Raw genomic sequence first — 21713 nt, forward strand, 5'->3', positions numbered from 1 at the left:
TCACGGGCCTCACACCGGCTCATGCTAGAGGCCCGCAATGCCATCCACCACACCGAAAAAAGCCTATGTCTCCGGCTTCAGCGCCGGGCTGCCCTTCCTGATCGTCGTCATCCCCTTCGGCGCGATCTTCGGTGTGATCGGCATGGAGGCCGGGCTGAACCTTGTCGAAGTGATGGGCTTTTCGGTGCTGGTCATCGCAGGCGGGGCGCAGATCACCGCGCTGCAACTGATGCAGGACAACGCGCCCACCGTGATCGTGCTGGCCACCGCGCTGGCGGTGAACGCCCGGATGGCAATGTACTCCGCCTCCATGGCGCCCCACGTCGGCACCGCGCCGATGTGGCAGAAGGCGCTGATCAGCTACCTGCTGGTCGATCAGAGCTATGCCGCGTCGGTGCTCAAGTATGAAGAAAAGCCCCAGTGGAACGTGGCCACCAAAGTCGCCTACTTCCTCGGCACCATCACCCCTGTCGCGCCGATGTGGTATCTCGGCACGCTGGCCGGGGCACTGGCGGGGCAGGCGATCCCCGAAAGCTGGTCGCTCGATGTGGCGGTGCCGCTGGCCTTTCTGGCCATCGTCGCGCCGGGGCTGCGCACCGTGGCCCATATGGCCGCCGCCTTCACCGCGCTGGTGGGCTCACTGCTGCTGGCCTGGCTGCCGTTCTCGCTCGGCGTCATCGCCGCCGGGATGCTCGGCATGGTGGCCGGCGCCGAGGTCGAGAAGGCCATCGCACGGAGGGCCCCGCAGTGAACGACTACCCGATCTGGCTCATCATCGCCGTGCTGGCGGTGGGGACCTTCCTGATCCGCTTCAGCTTTATTGGCCTCACCGGCGACCGCCCGCTGCCGCCCGCCCTGCTGCGCTACCTGCGCTACACGCCCTTCGCCGTGCTGCCCGCCCTTTTGGCCCCCATGCTGGCATGGCCCGCCGCAACCGATGGCGTCACTGACCCGGCCCGCCTTCTGGCAGCAGCGGCCACCGTGCTCGTCGGCTGGCGGATGAAATCGCTGCTCTTCGCCGTGCTCGCCGGGCTGGCGGTGTTCTACGGCGCCGTGGCGTTGGGGCTGTGATCCCGCCTCAGCGGTAGAACTCCGGGTTCGGCGTCACGTAGCCGCCCTCTTCCTCCACCGGATCGCGGAAGACCTCGGTTTTCACGCCGGGGATGCGAGCGAAATCCTCCATCACGTTCTTCGGATACCACGTCTGTTTCACATGCCCGAATCCGGGGAGTTGCCGCAGGATCGCGGTGGTCGACTTGGCGCATTGCGCCTTGGGCACCGCGCCGTTGTTCTGCACCAGCGCCAGCGCCCGCTGTGCGACCTCGGGGCTGACCCGCACCTCCTGGGTGATCACCCTCCATTCCGGACGCGCGTGGTAGTCGATATAAAACGCCATGACCCGTGGGTTCGCGCCGATCACCACGTCATTGCGCTCGGGCACCTGCTCGCTCTTGAAGCTCCCGGCCGGGTCCCAGATCACCCGCTCGCTGCCGTTCACGATCAGCCCGGTATGGCCACCGGCCTCGCTCTCGTTGTTGATGACGGTGACAAGGGTGAGCGACGGCGGGGCCGGATGTTTATAGCGCGCCCGCGCCACCTGATCGTCAGGTGCCCAAACAGGCTCCGCACCCCCGCAGGCCGCCAGAACCAGCGGCAGGACAATCGCCACCCACAGATGCTTCATGAAATCCGGCCTCCAGCCCTGCTACACGCGCAGGGGGAGTTTAGCCGCTCGTCAGCCGTTGACCAGAGCGAGGAAGACCAGGAACACGAGGATCACCACCACCGACTTGGTGACAAAGCTCATGAACCCGTCAAAGGTCTTTTCCTGAGCGCTGATGTCCATCTCGCCATGCTTGTGCTCGGCCATGGGTCTCTCCCGAAATTCCGTTTCGATCCCGCCAATAGCGCAAACACCCTGCCGGGGTAAAGATGCGGTGCGCCGGGCAAATCGGCGCAGCCAGTGTTAGGGAGGGGTTCAGGCGTGGCCCGCGTCGCCGCTCAGAAGGCGCGGGTCGACCCCGAGGGAATCGAGCGCCTTGGTCCATTTGTCGGCATTGCCCGTGCCAAAGACGATCTCTGGCGTGGCATCGCATGTGAGCCACCCATTGCGGGTGATCTCGCCCTCGAGCTGTCCCGGCCCCCAGCCGGAATAGCCCAGCGCCAGAATCGCATCGCGCGGGCCGGTGCCGCGCGCCATGTCTTCCAGGATGTCCACCGTCGCGGTCATGCCAAAGCTCAGGCTCACCTCCAGCGTGGCCCCTTCGCTGCGGTAGTCGGTCGAATGCAGCACGAATCCCCGCCCATGCTCCACCGGCCCGCCCACGTAAATCGGGGTACGGGCGCGGCTCGGGGCCAGCTCGATCCCGCTGGCGATGTCGAGCTGCTTGAGCAGGTCCTGAAAGGTCAGGTCTTCGGCGGTGCGGTTCACGATCAGGCCCATCGCCGCCTCGTCCGAGTAGGCGCAGATGTAAATCACCGCCCGCTCGAATCGCGGATCGCCCATGCCGGGCATGGCAATCAGCAGCTTGCCGGTCAGGTCCAGATCTTCAGTCGGTGCATCGGGCATGGTGCCATGATGGAATGCGCCGGGGCGCGGCGCAAGCCGCCCGTGCGGCCCATCCGCCACGCTCCGACCGCTCTCGCCCAAACGTGATTTCACCGGAGCGGCGCCCCGCCTATTCTCCGCGCTCATGAAAGCCCTCCTTGCCGTCGCTCTCGCGCTTGCCGCCCTCCTCGCCCCCGCCCACGCTGGCACCTTTGGTGCCACGCCGGGCGAGGTCGTGCGCGCCGAGGTGCTGCCCGGCTGGACCACCAAGCGCGGCACCCGCATGGCTGCTCTCCGCCTGACTCTCGCCCCGGGGTGGAAGACCTATTGGCGCGCCCCTGGCGAAACCGGCATCCCGCCCAGCTTCGATTGGGGCGCTTCCCGCAACCTCGCCCGCGTCACCCTGCACTGGCCCTCGCCGCGGGTGTTTGACGAAGGCGGCGTGCGCACCATCGGCTACAAGCGCGAGCTGGTGCTGCCGATCGAGATCACCCCCGCCAAGCCCGGCGCGCCGGTAGAACTGGCCGCCAATGTCGAGCTTGGGGTCTGCGAACATATCTGCGTGCCCGCCTCGCTCGCCTTCAGTGCCACCCTCTCCGGCGCGGGCCGCCCTGACCCGGCGATCGAGGCCGCGCTCTCTGCCCGCCCGCTCTCGGCCCGCGAGGCCGGTCTGACGGGCGTCACCTGCGCGGTCGATCCCATCTCCGATGGCGTCCGCGTCACCGCCCGCATCCCGTCGCAGCGCATCGGCGGGCGCACCGTGGCCGTGATCGAGCCGGGCAACCCGCGCATCTGGGCCTCCGAAACAGAGACACGTCGTGACGGCCCTACCCTGCTGGCCTCCGCCGACCTTGTGCCCCCCACCGGGCAGGCGATGGCGCTCTCGCGCAAGACCCTACGGGTGACGCTTCTGGGCGAGGGCCGCGCCATCGATATTCAAGGCTGCCCCAGCCCCTAGGCTGGGCAATCTAGCCCGCCTTTCCTTGACCGAAAGGCCAAGGCCCCTTACGTCTCTGCCATCCAATGGAGACCCGAGTCATGAGCAACACCCTCGCAGCCATCGCCCTTCCCGCGCTTTGCTCCGAGGTCTCTCATGCCCGCCATCTCCCTCTCCGCCGTTCCGCTCACCGCACCTGACGGCACCGCCCTTACCCCGCCCCTCACCCTGAGCTTCGGCCCCGAACGCACCGGCCTTGTCGGGCCGAACGGCGCGGGCAAAAGCACCCTGCTAGCCCTGCTCGCCTCCGGCACGCCCGGCGCGGGCCAGATCGACCGTCAGGCGACAGCCGGCCAGCTTCTTCAAAGCTGGCCCGACCTCGCCCAACCTGTCGCCGCCGCCCTTGGCCAAGCCGAACCGCTGGCCCGCCTTGCCCGGATCGAGGCCGGCACGCCCGCGCCCGACGATCTCGACCGCGCCGACTGGCACCTGCCCGCCCGGATAGACGATGCCCTCTCCCGCGCGGGCCTGCCTGGGCTCGATCCTTCGCGCGCCCTCGCCACCCTCTCCGGTGGCCAGCGCACCCGCATCGGCCTCGCACGCCTGCTGCTCGACGCGCCCGACATCCTGCTGATGGACGAGCCGACCAACAACCTCGACGCTGAAGGCCGCACGCTGGTGGCAGAGATCATCGCCACATGGCCCGGCGGCGTGATTGTGGCGAGCCACGACCGGGCGCTGCTGGAACGGATGGACCGGATCGTCGAGATCACACCGCAGGGCATCCACGTCACCGGCGGCGGCTGGCAGGCTCACCTCGCCGAGCGCGATGCCCGCCGCAGCCGCGAAGCGGAGGCGCTGGACCGCGCCAAGCGGGAGGAGGCCCGCGTTTCCCGCGAGCTTCAGGCCGCGCGGGAGAAGGCGGCGCAACGAGCGCAGGCCGGCAAGAAACTGCGCGCCTCCGGCTCCCAGCCCAAGGTGCTCACCGATGCAATGGCTGACCGTGCAGGCCGGACCCAAGGCACCGACCGCCGCCGCGCCGAGCGGCTCGAAGCCGCCGCACAGGCCGCGCGGGAGGCCGCCGCAGCTCACATCAGCCCCGCACGCGCCCTCTCCATCGAGGCCGAGGCAACGCGCGGCGGGGCCACCGTGCTGCGGCTCGAGGCGCTCACAGTTACGCGGGGCGATTTCTCTCTCGGCCCGATTACCGCCCATCTCGCCGCAGGCGAGCGCGTGGCACTCACGGGGCCGAACGGCGCAGGCAAAAGCACCCTGATCGCCGCCCTGCGCGGGCTGGTGCAACCAGCATCGGGCCGCCTAGCGGTGACCCCCGCCACCGCCACGCTCGACCAGCACGCGGGCGATCTCGACCCCGCCCGCAGCCTGTTGGCCAACCTACGCAACCTGCATCCTGAAATGGAAACCAACGCCGCGCACGCGCTACTCGCCCGCTACGGCTTTCGCGGCGCAGCGTCCGAAACCCCGGTCGCCCGCCTCTCCGGCGGCGAGAAGCTCCGCGCCGCGCTCGCCGTCACGCTCGGCGGTACCCCGCCCGCCTTGCTGCTTCTGGACGAGCCGACCAACCACCTCGATATCGAAACCGTGGAACTGCTCGAAGCGGCCCTGCGCAGCTACGTCGGCGCCCTGCTGGTGGCGAGCCACGATACGGCTTTCATCGCCAACATCGGCCTAAACAGAGAGATCCCCCTATAGGTCGGGACTTGTCCTGACTCGTCGCCATCTCGCAACAGCGACGAACAACCCTCAGGTCGCCCGGCGCCCCACGGCCAGCAGCGCCAGCGCCCCCAGTGCAAAGCCCAGCACCACCAGCGCCAGCGCACCGGCCAAGAACAGCCCCAAGGCCGCTGAAAGCCCGCTGGCTGGCACCAGCACCGCAAGCCCCGGCCAGACCGCGCCTGTCGCCACCGTCCACCCCAGCGTCGCGGCAAACCACGCCGCCACGGCCAGCGCCACCAGCGCCACCACGCCCGACACGCCCCGCGCACCGCCCCTGAACTGCCCGGCCCGGCGCAGCGCCTGAAACTGCCGCCGCACGTCCTGCTGCATCGCCAGCAACGAGGGCACCACCAGCAGCACCAGCACCATGCCGAACCCGAGGCCGAAGACCAGCGTCACCACCGTCGGCTTCAGGAACTGCGCCTGGCTCGATGGCTCGTACAGCAGCGGCGCGAGGCCGATCACCGTGGTCAGCGTGGTCAGCAGCACCGGACGCAGCCGGTCGCAAGCGCCGTCGATGATCGCCGGAAACAGCCCGCGCTCTCGGCTGTACTCATCCACCGTCGTCACCAGAACGATGGAGTCGTTGATGATGATCCCCGACATCCCGATCAGCCCGACGACAGAGAACATGCTCAGCGGCAACTGCCAGATCTGGTGCCCCCAGATCGCCCCGATCAGGCCAAAGGGGATGACCGCCATGATCAGCATGGGCCGCGTCCAGCTGGAGAAGATCCACGCCAGCACAAGGTAGATCCCGATCATGCAGGCCCCGAAGCCCAGCAGCGCGTCGGAGAGAAACTCGTTCTCCTGCTCCGCCAGCCCGCTCATCTGGGTCGCCACGCCAAACTCCTCCTCCAGCCCCGGCAGGATCACTTCCTGCACCTGAAGCATGATCTCCGAGGCCCGCGCGGCATTGCCGTCATCCAGATCACCGGTGACAGACACGAGCCGGATGCCGTTCTCGCGGTCGATGGTCGAGAAGCCGGTCTGGCGGCTCACCTTCACGATATCGGCCAGCGGCACATAGGCCCCTTCCGGCGTGCGCATCATCGTGCGGTCGAGGAAATCGGCAGTCAGTTCCCGATCCGGCAGTTCCACCCGGATCGCCGCGCTCCTCGGGCCGTCCGGGTAGGTGGCCGCTTCGATCCCGCCCAGCCGGTTGCGCAGGACCGAGCCCAGCGCATCGATGGAGAAGCCCAGCTCCTGCCCCTGCGGCGTGAGATCGAGGATCAGCTCTTCCTTGTCATAGCTCAGCGTGTCTTCCAGCGCGGAGACCTCGCCAAACTGCGCGAGCTGCCGCTTCAGAGCCTCGGCGGCCTCCTTCAGGCGGCCCACCGAGGCGCCCGAGAGCTGCACGTCAATCGCATCGCCGCCCGGCCCGCCGCGCCAGCCGCGAAAGCTGATGACCTCCGAGAGCGGGTGCCGCTCCACGCTGTCCTGCAACTCGGTCACGAAGGTCGAGCTGGAATAGGGCCGCAGGTCGGGGTCGATCAGCTCGATGGCGATAGAACCGAGCAGGTCTTCATCCTTGTTATCCACACCGCTCAGGCCACGCCCGGTGTTTCCGCCGATCTCGGCCACCGCATAGGCCACCGGGTTGCGCCCGTATTCAGCCTCATACTTTTCGCCCAAGGTCTCCACGGCGGCCTGAAACATCCGCATCTGGGCGATGGTGTCGGCCCGGTCGGCGCCCGGCGCCATGGCAAAATTGCCCTCAACCCGGCCTTCCTCCGGCGCGGAGAAGAACCGCCATTGCACGTTGCCCCGCACCAGCTCGCCCACTTGCACCGCAAGCAGCACCACCACCGCCGCCAGCACCGGATACCGCGCCCAGACCACGCCGCGCATCAACCCGCGGAAGAGATGGTCGCGCACCCATGAGAACCCTTTGTTGAACTGCCGCGACGGCCAGTCATACCACGCCGCCTTTTTCTGGTTGGCAGCAATGGCATGGGCCATGTGGTTGGGCAGGATCACAAAGCATTCGACCAGCGAGGCAATGAGCACGGTGATGACGGTAAAGGGAATATCGGCAATCATCTCGCCAAACCGCCCCTCGATCACCGTCAGGCCGGCAAAGGCGATCACGGTGGTGATCGTGGCGCTGAACACCGGGCCGAACATGCGGATCGCCGCGTTTTCTGAAGCCTGAAACGGCCCTTCCCCCAGCCTTCGCGCTCTGAAGTCGGCATGCTCACCAACCACGATGGCATCGTCCACCACGATCCCAAGGGTGATCAGCAGGGCAAACAGCGAGATCATGTTCAGCGTCAGCCCGGCCGCCCACATGATCGCGATGGCCGCGAACATCGAAACCGGGATGCCCATCGCCACCCAGAAGGCCGTCCGCGCGTTGAGGAACAGGAACAGCAGGCCCAGCACCAGCGCGAGGCCCATCAGCCCGTTCTCGATCAGAATGTTCAGCCGCCCCTCGATCGCCTCGCTGCGGGTGCGGATCAGGTCAATCTCCACGCCCGCCGGCAACGTTCGCTCCAGATCGGCGGCAACCTCCTCCACCGTGGCCTGAATCCGGATCGCATCGCCCTGCACCGAGCGGTCGACCCGCACGCTCACAGCCGGGTTGGGGCCAACGTAATAGGTGCGCTCCCGGTCGACGCCCTCGACCCTGATCTGCGCCACGTCGCCAATGGTCAGGTCGGGCTTCAGGACAATTCCGGCAATCTGGTCGGGGCTGCGCTTGGCCACGCCCGTTCGCACCCGTGCCGCGCCGCCGCTCACATCGCCCGCCGGGTCGGCCTCGGCCTCGGCGGCGATGGCATCGGCGATCTCGCGCATGGTGATATCGTTGTTGATCAGTTGCGCCGAGGGCACCTCGATGATCACCTCCGGCGCCGCCACGCCCCTGAGCGTGGTGCGCGTCACCCCGGCCTCGAAGAGCCGGGCCACGAACTCGTCGGCATAGCGCGCAAGCAGCTCCACGCCGACCGGGCCGGTGATGATCACATCGGTCACCCGGTCGCGCCACGCCGAGCGGGTGACAACCGGATCGTCGGCCTCTTCGGGCAGGTTGGTCACGGCATCCACGGCCTGCTGCACGTCTTCCGCCGCGCGCGCCATGTCGTAATTGGCCTCGAACTCCAGCCTGATGCTCGCCCCGCCCTCGCGCGAGGTGCTGTCGCTCTCCTCCACCCCGTCCACGGCCAGCAGCGCTGGCTCCAGCACGGCGACGATCCCGCTGTCTACATCCTCCGCGCCCGCGCCGTCCCATGTGACGCTCACGCGCACCGAGTCGAGCACGATATCGGGGAAGAACTGCGCCCGCATCCGCGGGAAGGCGGCAATACCCGCCGCGATCATCAACACCAGCACGAGGTTGGCCGCCGTCCTGTGGCGGGTGAAATAGCTCAGAAAGCCAGTGGCGCGGGCCGGGGTGCTGAGCTTGCTGCGTGCCATTGCCTGCCTACCCCTACCCGCCCATCCGGCTTTCGATCCGCTCCACCGTCTCCGCCGGAACGCGATCCTGCGAAAGCTGGGCCAGAACGCGCTCCTTGGCCTCGGCGGGCATCCGGTTGTTGCCCTCGATGAAGGCGATGAGCTTGGCGCGGCGCTCCGGGCTCAGCTCCACTAGTTCCTCGCGGGTCGGCTCGGCAGGAGCAGCCGCAGGGGCGGCATCGCCCAGCGCGCGGGCGCGAATGCCGGGGCCAACCAGCGGGCTGCGCTCGGCCACGATCAGGGCGCCCGCATGGCCCTCGGCCCGGATGATGATTTCGTCGCCCTGCCGCCGCAGCACTTCCACCTGCGCCAATTCCAGCCGTTCCTCGGCGTTTAGCACCAGCACGGTGCCTGCGGCATCCACCGCCGTGGCAGGCACCACGGCCACACCTTCCAACGCTGGCTCCTCGATGCTGACAGTCACAAAATCGCCGGGCCGGAAGCCTGCGCTCTCGGTCAGATCTGCATAAATCACCCGACCGGTCTGGCCTTCGCCCACCGCGCCGCTCACCCGGTCCAGCCGCCCCTCGGCCACGAGGTCGAGGCCCGAAACGTCGAGCCGCACCTGCATCGCCGCCGGAATCAGCCGCCCATCCTCGCCCAGCAGCCGGGCATATTGCGCCGTGCTGAGCCGGAAGGAGACCTCCAGCGCATCGGGATCGATCAGCGAGGCCATCAACTCGTTGGCCGCCACCAGCCCGCCCTCGACCACCGCCACATCGGCCAGCGTGCCACTGAAACTTGCGCGAATTTCATGGTCGGCAAGGTCGCGCTCGGCATTGGCCAGCGCGATATTGGCCCGGCTCACCCCGTTGCGGCCCACATCCACCCTGCTCTGCGCCGAGGCCACCGCCTGCCGCTTGCTGAGCACCGCCTGATCGGCGGAGGCGGCGGCCAGTTGCGCCTCTTCCACCGCCGCGGCAGAGCCGACGCCGCGCTCACGCAGACTCTCCTGACGCACCAGCGCCTGGGCGCGCAGCTCGGCCTGCCGCTCGGCGGCGGCCTGATCGTCGCGCGCCAGCACCAGCGCGCGCTCGGCATCGGCCAGCTCGGCCTCCGCCTCGGCCACATCGGTCCGGGCGTTATCCAGCGCGGCTTCGGCGTTTACCGGGTCGATCCGCGCCAGAAGCTCGCCCGCTTCCACGCTGCCCCCCTCGGTGAAAGCCTCCGAAAGCTCCACGATCCGCCCGCCCACGGCTGCGCGGATATCGAGCGTGCGCTCGCTGAGCACTTCGCCGAAGGCAGTCATCACCGGCACCGCGCGACCCGGCTCAAGCACCACCACGTTGACGCCAGCCACCCGCTCCCGCGCCGGCCGCGACCCGGCCTCGCGGTTCATCCGCTCTTCGACCGCCCCCCAAAAGCTCGCCCCCGCCACGGCCAGAAGCCCCAGCGTGACCGATAAAAGGAACAGCCCCACGAGGGAGCGACGCAGAAAATTCATCCGGACTCTCGGTTGTTACAGGCCGCGTAAACCCTAGCCCTGACCCGAATTCAGGCAAAGCCACAAGGATGTTACGCAGCCCCTTGCGGTTTCCGTCACTTTATTTTCGCCCATTGCGCAAAAAATGTGACAGTCGCTGCCAATCCGCCCCTACTTCCGCCGCAGGTGCTCATCGAGCCGAGGCATGATCTCGACGAAGTTGCAGGGCTTGTGGCGGTAGTCGAGCTGCTTTGCGAGGATCTCGTCCCATGCGTCCTTGCAGGCGCCGGGCGAGCCGGGCAGGGCAAAGAGATATGTGCCCATCGCAACACCCCCGGTGGCCCGCGACTGCACCGCGCTGGTGCCGATCTTGGCCATCGAGACATGGGTGAAGACCGTGCCGAAGGCGTCGATCTCCTTTTCGTACACCTCCCGGTGCGCCTCCACCGTCACGTCGCGGCCGGTCAGCCCGGTGCCGCCGGTCGAGATCACCACGTCAATCGCCGCATCCGCACACCATGCCCGGAGCTGTGCCGCGATCTCCGCCCGCTCGTCCGGCAAGATCTTCCGGTCCGCCAGCACATGCCCCGCCGTCTCGATCCGGCCCGCCAGCACATCCCCCGAGCGGTCCTCCGCAAGGCTGCGGGTGTCGCTCACCGTCAGCACCGCAATCCGCACGGGGATGAATTCTCTCTCGCTCATGGTGTCTCCAGCCGCGCCTTTACCGTCAGCAAATCGGCCCATGCGTGGCGCTTCATCTCCGCCCGCCGCAGCAGGAAGGAGGGGTGGAACATCGGCATCACCGGAACGCCCGCAAACTCTTGCCAATTGCCACGGAGCCGGGTGATCCCCCGCTTGCCGAGGAGCGACCCGCAGGCCGGGTTGCCCATAAGCACGATCAGCTCGGGTGCAGCCAGTTCGATATGCCGCTCCACGAAGGGGCGCATCATCGCCAGCTCTTTCGGCTCCGGGTCACGGTTCTGCGGCGGGCGCCATGGCACCACGTTGGTGATGTAGAGCGCCGCCGCCGCGTCCTCGGCATCGCGCGCCAGCCCGATGGCAGCAAACATCCTGTCCAGCAACTGGCCGGAGCGCCCGACGAAGGGCTTGCCCTGCGCATCCTCTTCCGCGCCCGGGCCCTCGCCGATCACCATCACCCGCGCCTCGGGCCGGCCATCGGCAAAAACGAAATTCCGCGCGCCGCGCTTCAGCTCACAATGAGGGAAGGCCTCCTGCGCCGCCGCCAGCGCCTCGAGGCTCCCGGCCGCCGCTGCCATGGCCCTGGCCTCGGCGACCACATCGACCTCTGGCACCACCACCGGCGCATGGGGCTCGGGCTTCGCCGCCGCAGGGGCCGCCTTCGGCTCCGGCTTTACCTCGAAACGGTCCACCGGCGCTTCGCCAATGGCATCCACCGCGCCCAGCTCCACCTGCCAGGCCAGCGCCGCGAGCATCGCCTCTCTGCTGAATTCCCCGTCCATGCCGCAGGCTTACCCCATGTTGCCGCCCCACGCGAGCCTGCTATAGATGGGCGCGAATTTTCGGGGGACCATCATGACCTTGCGCGCAAAGCACCTCCTCGGCATCGCCAGCCTCGCCCCCGACGAGATCACCGCCATCCTTGACCTTGCCGAGCATTACGCTGCGCTGAATGCGTCGCCCGACAAGCACGGCGATGCCCTGCGCGGGCTCACACAGATCAACATGTTCTTCGAGAACTCCACCCGCACCCAAGCCAGCTTCGAGTTGGCCGGCAAGCGGCTGGGGGCCGATGTGATGAACATGGCCATGCAGGCCAGCTCGATCAAAAAGGGCGAAACCCTGCTCGACACCGCGCTCACCCTCAACGCCATGCACCCCGACCTCCTGGTGGTTCGCCACCCGCATTCCGGTGCGGTCGACCTGCTGGCGCAAAAGGTCAATTGCGCCGTCCTCAACGCGGGCGATGGCCGCCACGAGCACCCCACCCAGGCCCTGCTCGACGCGCTGACCATCCGCCGCCACAAGGGCCGGCTGCACCGCTTGACCGTCGCAATCTGCGGCGATGTCGCCCACAGCCGCGTGGCGCGGTCCAACATCATGCTGCTGAACCGGATGGAGGCCCGCGTTCGCCTCGTCGGCCCGCCCACGCTGATGCCCTCCGCCTTCCGCGAGCTGGGCTGCGAAGTGACGCATGACATGGCCGAGGGCCTGAAGGGCGCCGATGTGGTGATGATGCTCCGCCTCCAGCGCGAGCGAATGGATGGCGGCTTCATCCCCTCCGAGCGCGAGTATTTCCACCGCTACGGCCTCGACGCCGAGAAACTCGCCCACGCCGCGCCCGATGCCATCGTCATGCACCCCGGCCCGATGAACCGCGGCGTGGAGATCGACAGCGCCACCGCCGATGACCCCACCCGCTCGGTCATCACTGAACAGGTCGAAATGGGCGTCGCCGTCCGCATGGCCGCAATGGACCTGCTGGCCCGCAACCTCAAGGCGGCCCGCGCGGCATGACGGAGCTCGGCACCTTCCACCGTATTCGCGATATTCGTGGCACCTGGCCGAACGAGGCACAGGACTTCACCCCTTGGCTCGCAAGCCAGCTCCCCCTCCTGTCCGAAGCACTCGGGATGGGCTCGGAAGGGCTGGAGCTGGAGGCCACAGAGGTCCCCGTAGGCAAGTATCGCGCCGATATCGTCTGCCGCGATCTCAATCAGGCCGGAGAGGCCACGGTGCTTATCGAAAACCAGTATGGCCACTCCGACCACGACCACTTCGGCAAGCTGCTCACCTATGCCAGCGGCCTCAAGGCGGCAACCGTGGTGCTGATCTGCGAGCACCTGCGCGAAGAGCACCGCACGGCTATGACCTGGCTGAACTCGATCACCGCCGACGACCACCGCTTCTTCGCCGTCGAACTGGAGCTTTGGCGCATAGACAACAGCCCCATTGCGCCCCGCTTCAACGTGGTGGTCGAGCCGGACGACTGGGCGCGGATGGCCGAAGAGAGCAAGCGCGCCGAGGCTCGCGGCCCGCTCACCGGCTTGCAGCAGCTCTACATGGAATTCTGGGCGACTTTCCGCGAGCACTTCCTTGGCCGCTCCGAGGCCTCGGACGATCTACCATTGCGACCGCGAAAGCCTCTTCCGCAGCACTGGACTGGCTTTGCCATCGGGCGTTCGGGCTTTGAGCTGATCGCCACGGCGAATAGCCAAGAGCGCTGGATAAAAGCTGAACTTGCCCTTTCAACGCCACGGTCGAAAGAGTGGTTTTTTGCTCTGCTGCAGCAGCGCGAGGACATTGAGGAGGAGCTCGGCTACAAGCTCTCGTGGGAAGAACTCTCCGGGGTAGTAAAACGTGTGTGCGCCTACAAACACAACGAAGACCCCACGGACCAATCCCGCTGGCCCGAGCAGCACGAATGGCTCTACGACCGGTTGCGCGACCTCTATCTTGCCTTCCACGACCCGGTGAAGGCGCTGTGAGCGTGGTACCCCCGGCAAGTTGGACCCCCTCCTTCCGGAACTTCCTCCTCCGTTTCTTCCTCGTCGGCCTGCTGACTTCGCTGGCCTACGCACTGCTGCCCACCGGCCTGCGCGAGGCTGATCCGCTGACCTTCTGGCTCACCCTGCTTGTCACCCTCTTTCTCAGCCCACTGCTCTGGGGCTTCGTCTTTGACGATCACCTGCGCTGGATGCGCCACCGCCGCGAGCGCTGGGAGCTGCTGCACGACAGGCTGCGTCTCCACGATGGCACCGGGGAGGCCACAGACCTGATGCTGCATGAAATCAGCGCCGCCAAACCCACCCTCTTCGGCGGCGTGCGGATCACCCGCACCGATGGCCGCAGCCTGATCGCCCGCTACATCCCCCGCCCGCGCGCGATGGCCGGGGCGATCACCACGGCCCGCGCCACGCATGGGGCATCCGCATGACCGGAATTGAAGCCCACCTCGCGCCCGGCGAAACCCTGCTCTGGCAGGGCAAACCCGCTCACATCCGGCTTGGCGGCGCCTACAAGGTCATCGCTGCCTTCGGCTGGCTATCGCTCCTGACCTTCGCCTTCTTCCTGCTGATCGGACTGGCGCACATGGATGAAATGGAGGGAGCCTTCGGCTTCTGGCTCACCTTTCTCCTGCTTTCCGCCACGCTCTTCGCAGTCTTCGCCCTCTTCGCGCCCTACTGGGGCAAGCGGGTGGCCCGGCGGGTGCGCTACGGGGTCAGCGAAAGCCGCGCGCTGGTGCTGGTGGGTAGCGGCAACCTGATCCGCCACCGGATCACCGCAAAGGGAAAAATCGAGCGCCACGACCGGGGCAAACACGGCTGGGATCTCATCTTCCACTTCCCCGCACCGCGAACGGTGCAGGATGCCTCCGGCCAGCCCCGCACCATCCGCCCCCGCCCCACCGGCTTTCATGGCCTGACCGGGGCGGAGGCCAAACTGGCCGAGGCCGCGCTGCACGCTATCCGGGGGCGGCCATGAGCAGCACACCTCCGGGCTGGCAGGGCATCCTCGAACGGGGGGAGCGCATACTCTGGCAGGGGCGGCCCGGGCGGGGGATGAAGCTCCGCGAAGGCGACCTGCCAGAGAGTCTCTTTGGCCTCGGCTTCACCGCCGTTCCGGTGCTCTGGCTGATCAATGCTGGCGCCGACGGCTTCGGGCGGCTCGGCACGCCCGGCGTCTTCCTGCTGGTCGCGCCCCTGTTCCTCGCAATCGGCCTCTACAAGACCGTGCTCAAGTACCCGTGGCGCGTCTTCCTGCGCCGCAAAACCTTCTACACGCTGACCAATCGCCGGGGCATCATCGCGACTGACCCGCTGGGCATGAAGGAGCTGAAGAGCTACGCGATCACCCCGCAGATCGAGCTGGAACCGGGGCGCCGCGGCGATGACATCTGGTTCGCCCGCGAAAAGCTGGGCAGCAGGCGCCATAGCCCGGTCCGCAAGATCGGCTTCGAGCAGATCGAAAATGGCCGCAAGGTGATCGCACTCGCCCGCGCCGCCCTGGCGGAGCGTGAGACGCAAGACAAGGAGGTCACGCCATGAGCAAACATCCCCCGGGCTGGGAAGGGATCCTCGACGACGATGAAGAGATCCTCTGGCAGGGCCGCCCGAACGGTGGAGTCGTCGTCCGCTCCAAGGACGCCTTCGAGAGCCTCTTCGGCCTGTTCTTCGCCGGCTTCGCGGTGTTCTGGATCTCGATGGCCTCCTCCATGCGCCCGCCCTCCAACGCGCCCTTCGTCTTCCAGATCTTCCCGCTCTTCGGCCTGCCCTTCCTCGCCATCGGCCTCTACATGGTGTTCGGCAAATACTTCTGGCGCGCCTACGTGCGGCGGCACACCAACTACACCCTGACCAACAAGCGCGGCTTCATCGCCACCGAGGTCTTCGGCAATCGCAAGCTCAAGAGCTACCCGCTGACCGACCGGCTGGAATTGGAGCAGACCGCACAGGGCGATACGCTGTGGATCGCCTCCCAACAGTTCACCCGCCGCAACAAGAACGGGTTCAACCGCACCTACACCAAACGCATCGGCTTCGAGTTGATCGAAGACGGCGGGCGGGTGATGGGGCTTGCCCGCAAGGCGGTGGGGGAGGTGAAATGAGCGGCCAGCACCTCCCTGGCAGCCCCGGTCTTTGCACCGATGGAAAACGCCCTTAAGGAAGCTCCATGACCTGCACATTCTTCACCAACGTCACCCTGATCGACCCCGAGGCGCTGACCGAGGCACCGGGCCACCTGCTGGTGAAGGACGGCGTGATCGCCGATCTGGCCACGGGGCCGATGGCGGCGCCCGAGGGGACCGAGGTGGTTGACGGCGGTGGCAAGGTGCTGGCACCGGGGATTGTCGACATCGGCGTGAAGATCTGCGAACCGGGCGAGCGCCACAAGGAATCGTTCAAATCCGCAGGCGCGGCGGCTGCGGCGGGCGGTGTGACCACTATCATCATGCGCCCCGATACCCTCCCCGCGATCGACAGCCCCGAGACGCTGGAGTTCGTCACCCGCCGCGCTGCCGAGGCCGCACCTGTGACTATCCGCGCCATGGCAACGCTGACGAAAAACCGCGAAGGCCGCGAAATGGCCGAGCTGTCCTTCCTGAAGGACGCTGGCGCGCTGGCCTTTTCGGACGGGGACAAGGTGGTGGCCGACACCAAGGTGCTCGCCCGCGCCCTCTCCTATGCCCGCGAGCTGGATGCGCTGGTGGTGGGCCACCCGCAGGAACCGACCCTGTCAAAGGGTGCCGCCGCGACCTCCGGCAAACTGGCGACCCTGATGGGCCTGCCCGCCGTCAGCCCGATGGCCGAGCGCATGGGTGTGGACCGCGATATCGCGATGGTCGAGATGACCGGCGCGCGCTACCACTTCGACCAGCTCTCCGCCGCCCGCGCACTGCCGCCGCTGGAGCGGGCCAAGGCCAACGGCTTCGACATCACCGCAGGCGTCTCGATCCATCATCTCACGCTCAACGTGAACGACCTCTCCGAGTATCGCACCTTCTTCAAGCTTAAGCCGCCGCTGCGTGACGAGGAGGACCGTCTGGCGATGGTCGAGGCAGTCGGCTCCGGCCTGATTGACGTGATCTCGTCAATGCACACCCCGCAGGACGAAGAGAGCAAACGCCTGCCCTTCGAAGAGGCCGCCTCCGGCGCGGTCGCGCTCGAAACCCTGTTGCCCGCCGCCATGCGGCTCTACCACTCCGGTGCGCTGTCGCTGCCCCAGCTCTTCCGCGCCCTCGCGCTGAACCCGGCCAACCGCCTCAGGCTGCCCTCCGGCCGCCTCGCCAAAGGCGCTCCCGCCGATCTTGTGCTCTTCGACCCCTCCGCGCCCTTCCAACTCGATCGCAGCAACCTGCGCTCCAAGTCCAAGAACACCCCCTTCGACGGCGCCCGGATGGAGGGCCGCGTTTTGGGCACTTGGGTCGCCGGAAAGCGCGTCCACCAGTAGGTCAGAGCTTGTCCCGATCCACCGGAGCCGGGATTAAACCCAGCCCAACAGGCTCTCCCCGATCGCATCAGCCAGCGCCTCGATATGATCGGGCCGCTCATTGAGGCAAGGAATGTACGTAAACTCCTCGCCCCCCGCGTGCTCAAAGCTCTCGCGGATCTCGCCTTCGATCTCCTCCAGCGTCTCGATGCAATCGGCACTGAACGCCGGGGCCACAACGGCGATCTTCTTCACCCCCGCCTTCGCCCGCGCGGCGACCTCTTCCACCGTGTAGGGGCGCAGCCAGTCTTCCGGGCCAAACTGGCTCTGGAACGTGGTGATCACCTTCTCCTCCGGCAGCCCGAGCCGTTGCCGCAGCAGCCGCGTCGTCTTCTGGCACTGGCAGTGGTAGGGGTCACCCTCCATCAGGTAGCGCTTCGGCATCCCGTGGTAGCTGCACACGAGCAGCTCCGCATCGCCCATGCCCTCCGCCACCGAGGCCGCCAGCGCGTCGATATAGCTCTCCCGGTCAAAGTAGGCCGGCACCGTCCGCACCGCCGGTTGCCACTTCTCCTTCATCAGCGCCCGGAAGAACTGGTCATTCGCCGTCGCTGTCGTCGGCCCCGCGTATTGCGGATAGAGCGGGAAGAACACGATCTTGTCGCAGCCCGCTGCCACCATCTCGCGGACCTTGCTCTCGGTCGAGGGGTTGCCGTAGCGCATGCAGAAGTCGACCATCACCCTGTCGCCATACTGCTGCTCCAAGCGCGTGCGCAGCGCCTCGGTCTGCGCGATGGTGATCACCATCAGCGGCGACATGTCCTTGGCCTTGTCCCAAATCAGCTCGTAATTCTTACCGCTACTGAAGGGCCGCTTGGTCAGGATGATCCCCTTGAGGATCGGCTGCCATTTCCATGCCGGATAATCGATCACCCGCTTGTCGCTCAAAAACTCGTTCAGATAGCGCCGCATGTCCCAATAGCCGGGGCTGTCCGGCGTGCCGAGATTGGCGATCAGAACGCCCACCTTGCGGGGCTTCACGGGCGGATGGTCGGGCGGCAGGTGGCTCACGGGCTGTCCTCGCGTTTGGGTTTGCCTAGGCTTAGTGCCCCCGGCGCAAGGGTCAATGCGTCACCTCTTCCCACCGTCCTCGCCGCGCTCCTCGGTGCCCAGCGCATCGGCCAGCCGGGCGGTGGCCGAACCGGGGCGCAGTGGCTGCGGCTGGTTCGGGCCGGGCGACCACCCGGTAAGGAAAACAGTCTCGAACTCGGCCCGAATGCGCCCATCCGCCGCCGCACCCGCCTCCAGGAGAGCAGCCGCGCGCAGCAACACCGCCCGCCGCGTTGGCACCCGCAGCCGGGCCTCCATCGCATTGGCCTCGCCCATCGCCCGCAGGTCGCGCATCAGCGCCAGACCGCCCGAATAACTCACATCCAGCGGCAGCGCATCGGCCACCGGCAGCACAAGGCCCGCCCGCTGGAGCAGCGCACCGAGGTCACGGATCTCGCCCATCGGCAGCACCCTCGGGCTGAGTCCGCCAGTCTCCGCCGCCTCGGCCTCTGCCAGCGCCGCCCGCAGCCCTGCCAGCGTCTCGCCGCCCAGCATCGCCCCAATGAACAGCCCATCCGGCGCCAGCCCGCGCCGCGCCTGCACCAGCTGCCCCACAGGGTCGGAGGCCCAGTGCAGCGCCATGCCGTGGATCACGAGGTCATGTGCACCCTCGTCGATCCCCAGCACCTCATCGTCGCCGATCACCTTCGCCTCGGGGAAGGCCTCGCCCCAGATTTGCGGAAAACCGGTCACAACGCAGGGCGCTGTAAAGGTTCTGTTAACCTCGCTGAGTCTTTCCTTGATCTCATCGATGGCCTGCGCGTGCAGGAACAGCGCGTCGCGGCGGGCGCGGAGGCGATTGCGGGCAAGGGCCTTGCGGTCGGTCAGTCTGGGCGGCTGGGCCATGAGCGGCTTATCTCGGAGGGCGCGGGCCGATGCAACGGTTACTGCAAGCGATCTACCCCAACCAATGCCTCTCCTGCGGCGAGGTGACAGGCTCCGATGCCGGGCTCTGTGCCACCTGCTGGCGCGACACCGCCTTCATCTCCGGCCTCACCTGCCACCTCTGCGGCGCCCCCCTTCCCGGCGATGACGACCCCGACGACGCGCCCGATCTCACCTGCGACGACTGCCTTGCCATCGCCCGGCCCTGGGCTCGCGGCGCGGCGGCCATGCTCTACCGCGGCAACGGTCGGCGGCTGGTGCTGGCGCTCAAGGGCCACGACCGGGCCGATCTCGCCCACGCCGTCGCACCCTGGCTCGCCCGCGCCGCCGCGCCGCTGCACGAGCCGGGCATGCTCATCGCGCCGGTGCCGCTCCACTGGCTGCGCCTCTTCAAACGCCGCTACAACCAATCCGCCCTGCTCGCCCGCGCCCTCGCCCGCGCGTTCGAGGCGCCGTTCTGCCCCGATTTGCTCATCCGTGCCCGCGCCACGCCCCGGCAGGAGGGGCTCGGCGCGGCGGCCCGCTTTGCCAACATGGCCGAGGCCATTCGCCCCCACCCCAAACGCCGCCATCGCATGGCGGCCCGCAAGGTGCTGCTGGTCGATGATGTCATGACCTCCGGCGCGACGCTGGCCGCCTGCACCGAGGCCTGCCTTGCCTCCGGCGCCACCGAGGTGCGGGTTGTCACACTGGCACGAACGGTCAAGGACACCTAAGTATGGCCGGAACCCGAAAGGACCAGCCATGCCCACCCCCATCGAAATCTACACCACGCCGATCTGCGGTTTTTGCATTAGAGCCAAGCGCCTGCTGACCGAGAAAGGCGTCGAATTCACCGAGATCGACCTCTTCGAGGAGCCCGGCCGCCGCTCAGAGATGATGGACCGTGCCGGCGGGCGCCACACCGTGCCGCAAATCTTCATCGGCGAAACCCACGTCGGCGGCAGCGATGATCTCTTCGCGCTCGAAAGTGCCGGCAAGCTCGACCCGATGCTCGCCGCCTGATGCGCGCCGCCCTCCTCCAGCTCACCAGCTCCGACGACCCGGCAGCCAACCTCGATACGGTTCTGCCCATGATCGAGCAGGCCGTGGGGGAGGGGGCCGAGCTGATCTGCACGCCCGAGGTCACCAACTGCGTCTCCGCCAGCCGCGCCCGCCAGATGGCGGTGCTGAAGCCAGAGGCGGACGACCCGACCCTCGCCGCCTTCCGCGAGGCCGCCGCGCGGCACGGCAGGCACCTCCTGCTCGGTTCCATCGGCCTCAAGACCGGAGACGCCGATGGCCGCTTCGCCAACCGCAGCTTCCTGATCGGCCCTGCAGGCGACATCCTCGCACGCTACGACAAGATCCACATGTTCGACGTGCAGGTATCGGAGACCGAAACCTACCGTGAAAGCGCAGGCTACAGGCCCGGAAACGTCTCTGTTCTGGCCGAAACGCCGCTTGCCAAGATCGGACTGACCATCTGCTACGATGTCCGCTTCCCCCACCTCCATCGCGGCCTCGCCAAGGCCGGGGCGCAGATCATCACCGTGCCCGCCGCCTTCTCGCCCGGCACCGGCCCAGCCCATTGGCAGCCGCTGCTGCAGGCCCGCGCCATCGAGACGGGCTGCTTCGTGCTCGCCCCCGCCCAATGCGGCACCCACAGCGCCACCGAGGGCCGCACCCGCAGCAGCCACGGGCACAGCCTCGTGGTGTCGCCCTGGGGCGAGGTTCTGGCCGATGGCGGCACCGCTCCGGGTGTGATCACAGTTGACCTCGACCTGTCACATGTGGACGATGCGCGCCGTAAGATCCCCGCACTGACCCATGATCGCCCTTTCGAAGGCCCCTGACCCTGCATGGCTGTTGAAACCTCCGATACCCTCGCCGTTGCGCTCTTCTCGGAGCTGCTCACCGCCGAGCAGCTGGCGCGCAACCGCATGTCGAAGGCGCTGCCCAAGGGCATGGAGATCAGCCATTTCTCAGTGCTGAACCACCTCGCCCATATCAATGAAGAGCGCAGCCCCGCCCAGCTGGCACAGGCCTTTCACCTGACGCGCGGGGCCATGACCAACACGCTGAACAAGCTCGAATGGGCCGGTTACGTGCATATCCGGCCCGATTGGGATGACGCGCGGCGCAAGATGGTCTCCATCAGCCCCTCGGGCCGCGCGGCGCGCGATGCGGCGATTGCCTCGGTCAGCCCGGTCATCGCCGCCATCGTCTCCGAAATCGGCAGCGAGCGGGTTCGCGCCATGCTCCCCGTGATGCGCGAGTTGCGCCAGAAGCTCGGCTCACGCGAAGAGCCCTGACGCACCAGCCTTGCGGCCTCCGGGCTGGATGAGCCCCCCTAGAAACTTGTCTTGCAGGCCTGCGCCACCGGCGCCCATTTCTGAACCGGGATGCCGTTCTTCGCCAGCACCAGCGTCTTGTCGATCGAAAGCCGTGAGGCGTCCCTTGCCCGAGGCGCACCTGCTGCGACCTTCTCCAAGTCGCGCACCGCTGCGCTGACCTTCTTCGCGCCGTGGCGCTTTTGCAGCTCAGCCATCAGGCAGGTGCGGCCGCGCCGGTCGGCATCGCTCCACATCCCGCCTTTCTGGCCGAGAAGCGCGTTAACGCGCACCATCACCGCCTCGTCAGCGGCCTCGTAACGTTGCATCAGGTCGGCAGACGCCGGCGCGGCCACCATCAGGAGGGCCGCGATCAGGGCAAATTTGCGCATGTGG

General features: G+C 67.5%; 25 protein-coding genes. 15 read left to right on the forward strand and 10 right to left on the reverse strand.

Going from position 1 to position 21713, the window contains the following annotated elements:
- Positions 1-37: 37 nt before the first annotated feature.
- Positions 38-751: an AzlC family ABC transporter permease gene (locus ACUXVX_RS00375; protein WP_446309892.1), complete on the forward strand. Its 714-nt coding sequence runs from the start codon at positions 38-40 to the stop codon at positions 749-751.
- On the forward strand, positions 748-1071 hold the full coding sequence (locus tag ACUXVX_RS00380; RefSeq protein WP_446309893.1) for an AzlD domain-containing protein: 324 nt from the start codon (positions 748-750) through the stop codon (positions 1069-1071). Before ACUXVX_RS00375 ends, ACUXVX_RS00380 begins: the two co-directional genes overlap by 4 nt.
- 7 nt (positions 1072-1078) lie before the next feature.
- Here the strand turns inward: ACUXVX_RS00380 and ACUXVX_RS00385 are convergent, their stop codons facing one another.
- The 3 genes from ACUXVX_RS00385 to ACUXVX_RS00395 form a co-directional block, all read right to left on the reverse strand.
- Complete coding sequence (locus ACUXVX_RS00385) at positions 1079-1684, reverse strand: hypothetical protein (protein ID WP_446309894.1); 606 nt, start codon at positions 1682-1684, stop codon at positions 1079-1081.
- Positions 1685-1735: 51 nt separating this feature from the next.
- Positions 1736-1870: an aa3-type cytochrome c oxidase subunit IV gene (locus tag ACUXVX_RS00390; protein WP_222471582.1), complete on the reverse strand. Its 135-nt coding sequence runs from the start codon at positions 1868-1870 to the stop codon at positions 1736-1738.
- A gap of 108 nt (positions 1871-1978) precedes the next feature.
- Positions 1979-2569 carry a YqgE/AlgH family protein gene (locus tag ACUXVX_RS00395; RefSeq protein WP_446309895.1) on the reverse strand — a complete coding sequence of 197 codons (591 nt, stop codon included), beginning with the start codon at positions 2567-2569 and terminating at the stop codon, positions 1979-1981.
- A 124-nt stretch (positions 2570-2693) separates the two neighbouring features.
- Here ACUXVX_RS00395 and ACUXVX_RS00400 point away from each other — a divergent pair, with 124 nt between their 5' ends.
- Positions 2694-3506, forward strand: coding sequence for a protein-disulfide reductase DsbD domain-containing protein (locus tag ACUXVX_RS00400; RefSeq protein ID WP_446309896.1), 813 nt, complete (start codon positions 2694-2696; stop codon positions 3504-3506).
- A gap of 135 nt (positions 3507-3641) precedes the next feature.
- Complete coding sequence (locus ACUXVX_RS00405; protein WP_446309897.1) at positions 3642-5198, forward strand: ABC-F family ATP-binding cassette domain-containing protein; 1557 nt, start codon at positions 3642-3644, stop codon at positions 5196-5198.
- A 51-nt stretch (positions 5199-5249) separates the two neighbouring features.
- Here the strand turns inward: ACUXVX_RS00405 and ACUXVX_RS00410 are convergent, their stop codons facing one another.
- The 4 genes from ACUXVX_RS00410 to ACUXVX_RS00425 form a co-directional block, all read right to left on the reverse strand.
- Complete coding sequence (locus tag ACUXVX_RS00410) at positions 5250-8639, reverse strand: efflux RND transporter permease subunit (RefSeq protein ID WP_446309898.1); 3390 nt, start codon at positions 8637-8639, stop codon at positions 5250-5252.
- A 13-nt stretch (positions 8640-8652) separates the two neighbouring features.
- A complete protein-coding gene (locus tag ACUXVX_RS00415) occupies positions 8653-10122 on the reverse strand; it encodes an efflux RND transporter periplasmic adaptor subunit (protein WP_446309899.1) in 1470 nt (489 codons plus the stop codon).
- 150 nt (positions 10123-10272) lie between these two features.
- On the reverse strand, positions 10273-10803 hold the full coding sequence (gene moaB / locus ACUXVX_RS00420) for a molybdenum cofactor biosynthesis protein B (RefSeq protein ID WP_446309900.1): 531 nt from the start codon (positions 10801-10803) through the stop codon (positions 10273-10275).
- On the reverse strand, positions 10800-11582 hold the full coding sequence (locus ACUXVX_RS00425; RefSeq protein WP_446309901.1) for a uracil-DNA glycosylase: 783 nt from the start codon (positions 11580-11582) through the stop codon (positions 10800-10802). Before ACUXVX_RS00425 ends, moaB begins: the two co-directional genes overlap by 4 nt.
- A gap of 73 nt (positions 11583-11655) precedes the next feature.
- Between ACUXVX_RS00425 and ACUXVX_RS00430 the strand changes: the two genes are divergently transcribed.
- The 7 genes from ACUXVX_RS00430 to pyrC all read left to right on the forward strand — a co-directional run bounded on the left by ACUXVX_RS00430 (position 11656) and on the right by pyrC (position 17031).
- Positions 11656-12597, forward strand: a complete 942-nt coding sequence (locus tag ACUXVX_RS00430) for an aspartate carbamoyltransferase catalytic subunit (protein ID WP_446309902.1) — start codon at positions 11656-11658, stop codon at positions 12595-12597.
- Positions 12594-13568 (forward strand): DUF4268 domain-containing protein, encoded by a 975-nt coding sequence (locus ACUXVX_RS00435; RefSeq protein WP_446309903.1) that lies wholly within the window; start codon positions 12594-12596, stop codon positions 13566-13568. Before ACUXVX_RS00430 ends, ACUXVX_RS00435 begins: the two co-directional genes overlap by 4 nt.
- Positions 13565-14017: a hypothetical protein gene (locus tag ACUXVX_RS00440; protein WP_446309904.1), complete on the forward strand. Its 453-nt coding sequence runs from the start codon at positions 13565-13567 to the stop codon at positions 14015-14017. Before ACUXVX_RS00435 ends, ACUXVX_RS00440 begins: the two co-directional genes overlap by 4 nt.
- On the forward strand, positions 14014-14565 hold the full coding sequence (locus tag ACUXVX_RS00445; protein WP_446309905.1) for a hypothetical protein: 552 nt from the start codon (positions 14014-14016) through the stop codon (positions 14563-14565). The genes ACUXVX_RS00440 and ACUXVX_RS00445 overlap by 4 nt, the downstream gene beginning before the upstream one ends.
- The gene (locus ACUXVX_RS00450; RefSeq protein ID WP_446309906.1) at positions 14562-15128 is read left to right on the forward strand and encodes an aspartate carbamoyltransferase catalytic subunit; all 567 of its coding nucleotides are present in this window, start codon (positions 14562-14564) and stop codon (positions 15126-15128) included. The genes ACUXVX_RS00445 and ACUXVX_RS00450 overlap by 4 nt, the downstream gene beginning before the upstream one ends.
- Positions 15125-15688, forward strand: coding sequence for an aspartate carbamoyltransferase catalytic subunit (locus tag ACUXVX_RS00455; protein ID WP_446309907.1), 564 nt, complete (start codon positions 15125-15127; stop codon positions 15686-15688). The genes ACUXVX_RS00450 and ACUXVX_RS00455 overlap by 4 nt, the downstream gene beginning before the upstream one ends.
- 65 nt (positions 15689-15753) lie before the next feature.
- On the forward strand, positions 15754-17031 hold the full coding sequence (gene pyrC, locus ACUXVX_RS00460) for a dihydroorotase (protein ID WP_446309908.1): 1278 nt from the start codon (positions 15754-15756) through the stop codon (positions 17029-17031).
- A gap of 33 nt (positions 17032-17064) precedes the next feature.
- Here the strand turns inward: pyrC and hemH are convergent, their stop codons facing one another.
- Both hemH and ACUXVX_RS00470 read right to left on the reverse strand, forming a co-directional pair.
- Positions 17065-18081, reverse strand: a complete 1017-nt coding sequence (gene hemH, locus ACUXVX_RS00465; RefSeq protein WP_446309909.1) for a ferrochelatase — start codon at positions 18079-18081, stop codon at positions 17065-17067.
- Positions 18082-18141: 60 nt separating this feature from the next.
- Positions 18142-18966: an SAM-dependent methyltransferase gene (locus ACUXVX_RS00470; protein ID WP_446309910.1), complete on the reverse strand. Its 825-nt coding sequence runs from the start codon at positions 18964-18966 to the stop codon at positions 18142-18144.
- Between the two features lie 29 nt (positions 18967-18995).
- Between ACUXVX_RS00470 and ACUXVX_RS00475 the strand changes: the two genes are divergently transcribed.
- The 4 genes from ACUXVX_RS00475 to ACUXVX_RS00490 are packed head-to-tail and all read left to right on the forward strand — an operon-like array spanning position 18996 to position 21299.
- On the forward strand, positions 18996-19721 hold the full coding sequence (locus tag ACUXVX_RS00475; protein WP_446309911.1) for a ComF family protein: 726 nt from the start codon (positions 18996-18998) through the stop codon (positions 19719-19721).
- Positions 19722-19749: 28 nt separating this feature from the next.
- Positions 19750-20010 carry a glutaredoxin 3 gene (grxC, locus tag ACUXVX_RS00480; RefSeq protein WP_222471566.1) on the forward strand — a complete coding sequence of 87 codons (261 nt, stop codon included), beginning with the start codon at positions 19750-19752 and terminating at the stop codon, positions 20008-20010.
- On the forward strand, positions 20010-20840 hold the full coding sequence (locus ACUXVX_RS00485; protein ID WP_446309912.1) for a carbon-nitrogen hydrolase family protein: 831 nt from the start codon (positions 20010-20012) through the stop codon (positions 20838-20840). The genes grxC and ACUXVX_RS00485 overlap by 1 nt, the downstream gene beginning before the upstream one ends.
- A 6-nt stretch (positions 20841-20846) precedes the next feature.
- The gene (locus ACUXVX_RS00490) at positions 20847-21299 is read left to right on the forward strand and encodes a MarR family winged helix-turn-helix transcriptional regulator (RefSeq protein WP_222471564.1); all 453 of its coding nucleotides are present in this window, start codon (positions 20847-20849) and stop codon (positions 21297-21299) included.
- Positions 21300-21337: 38 nt separating this feature from the next.
- Here ACUXVX_RS00490 and ACUXVX_RS00495 read toward each other — a convergent pair whose 3' ends face one another.
- Positions 21338-21709 carry a hypothetical protein gene (locus tag ACUXVX_RS00495; protein WP_446309913.1) on the reverse strand — a complete coding sequence of 124 codons (372 nt, stop codon included), beginning with the start codon at positions 21707-21709 and terminating at the stop codon, positions 21338-21340.
- Between the last annotated feature and the right edge of the window lie 4 nt (positions 21710-21713).

Source organism: Vannielia sp. SX4, assembly GCF_052828525.1.

Bases quoted from the DNA above. Each gene is read 5' to 3' on its own strand.
- ACUXVX_RS00445 (WP_446309905.1), top strand. From the start codon at position 14,014: ATGACCGGAATTGAAGCCCACCTCGCGCCCGGCGAAACCCTGCTCTGG.
- ACUXVX_RS00410 (WP_446309898.1), bottom strand. From the start codon at position 8,639: ATGGCACGCAGCAAGCTCAGCACCCCGGCCCGCGCCACTGGCTTTCTG.
- ACUXVX_RS00490 (WP_222471564.1), top strand. From the start codon at position 20,847: ATGGCTGTTGAAACCTCCGATACCCTCGCCGTTGCGCTCTTCTCGGAG.
- ACUXVX_RS00405 (WP_446309897.1), top strand. From the start codon at position 3,642: ATGCCCGCCATCTCCCTCTCCGCCGTTCCGCTCACCGCACCTGACGGC.
- pyrC (WP_446309908.1), top strand. From the start codon at position 15,754: ATGACCTGCACATTCTTCACCAACGTCACCCTGATCGACCCCGAGGCG.
- grxC (WP_222471566.1), top strand. From the start codon at position 19,750: ATGCCCACCCCCATCGAAATCTACACCACGCCGATCTGCGGTTTTTGC.
- ACUXVX_RS00470 (WP_446309910.1), bottom strand. From the start codon at position 18,966: ATGGCCCAGCCGCCCAGACTGACCGACCGCAAGGCCCTTGCCCGCAAT.
- ACUXVX_RS00400 (WP_446309896.1), top strand. From the start codon at position 2,694: ATGAAAGCCCTCCTTGCCGTCGCTCTCGCGCTTGCCGCCCTCCTCGCC.
- ACUXVX_RS00385 (WP_446309894.1), bottom strand. From the start codon at position 1,684: ATGAAGCATCTGTGGGTGGCGATTGTCCTGCCGCTGGTTCTGGCGGCC.
- ACUXVX_RS00455 (WP_446309907.1), top strand. From the start codon at position 15,125: ATGAGCAAACATCCCCCGGGCTGGGAAGGGATCCTCGACGACGATGAA.
- moaB (WP_446309900.1), bottom strand. From the start codon at position 10,803: ATGAGCGAGAGAGAATTCATCCCCGTGCGGATTGCGGTGCTGACGGTG.
- ACUXVX_RS00430 (WP_446309902.1), top strand. From the start codon at position 11,656: ATGACCTTGCGCGCAAAGCACCTCCTCGGCATCGCCAGCCTCGCCCCC.
- ACUXVX_RS00390 (WP_222471582.1), bottom strand. From the start codon at position 1,870: ATGGCCGAGCACAAGCATGGCGAGATGGACATCAGCGCTCAGGAAAAG.
- ACUXVX_RS00375 (WP_446309892.1), top strand. From the start codon at position 38: ATGCCATCCACCACACCGAAAAAAGCCTATGTCTCCGGCTTCAGCGCC.
- ACUXVX_RS00415 (WP_446309899.1), bottom strand. From the start codon at position 10,122: ATGAATTTTCTGCGTCGCTCCCTCGTGGGGCTGTTCCTTTTATCGGTC.
- ACUXVX_RS00485 (WP_446309912.1), top strand. From the start codon at position 20,010: ATGCGCGCCGCCCTCCTCCAGCTCACCAGCTCCGACGACCCGGCAGCC.
- ACUXVX_RS00425 (WP_446309901.1), bottom strand. From the start codon at position 11,582: ATGGACGGGGAATTCAGCAGAGAGGCGATGCTCGCGGCGCTGGCCTGG.
- ACUXVX_RS00435 (WP_446309903.1), top strand. From the start codon at position 12,594: ATGACGGAGCTCGGCACCTTCCACCGTATTCGCGATATTCGTGGCACC.
- ACUXVX_RS00495 (WP_446309913.1), bottom strand. From the start codon at position 21,709: ATGCGCAAATTTGCCCTGATCGCGGCCCTCCTGATGGTGGCCGCGCCG.
- ACUXVX_RS00450 (WP_446309906.1), top strand. From the start codon at position 14,562: ATGAGCAGCACACCTCCGGGCTGGCAGGGCATCCTCGAACGGGGGGAG.
- ACUXVX_RS00475 (WP_446309911.1), top strand. From the start codon at position 18,996: ATGCAACGGTTACTGCAAGCGATCTACCCCAACCAATGCCTCTCCTGC.
- ACUXVX_RS00395 (WP_446309895.1), bottom strand. From the start codon at position 2,569: ATGCCCGATGCACCGACTGAAGATCTGGACCTGACCGGCAAGCTGCTG.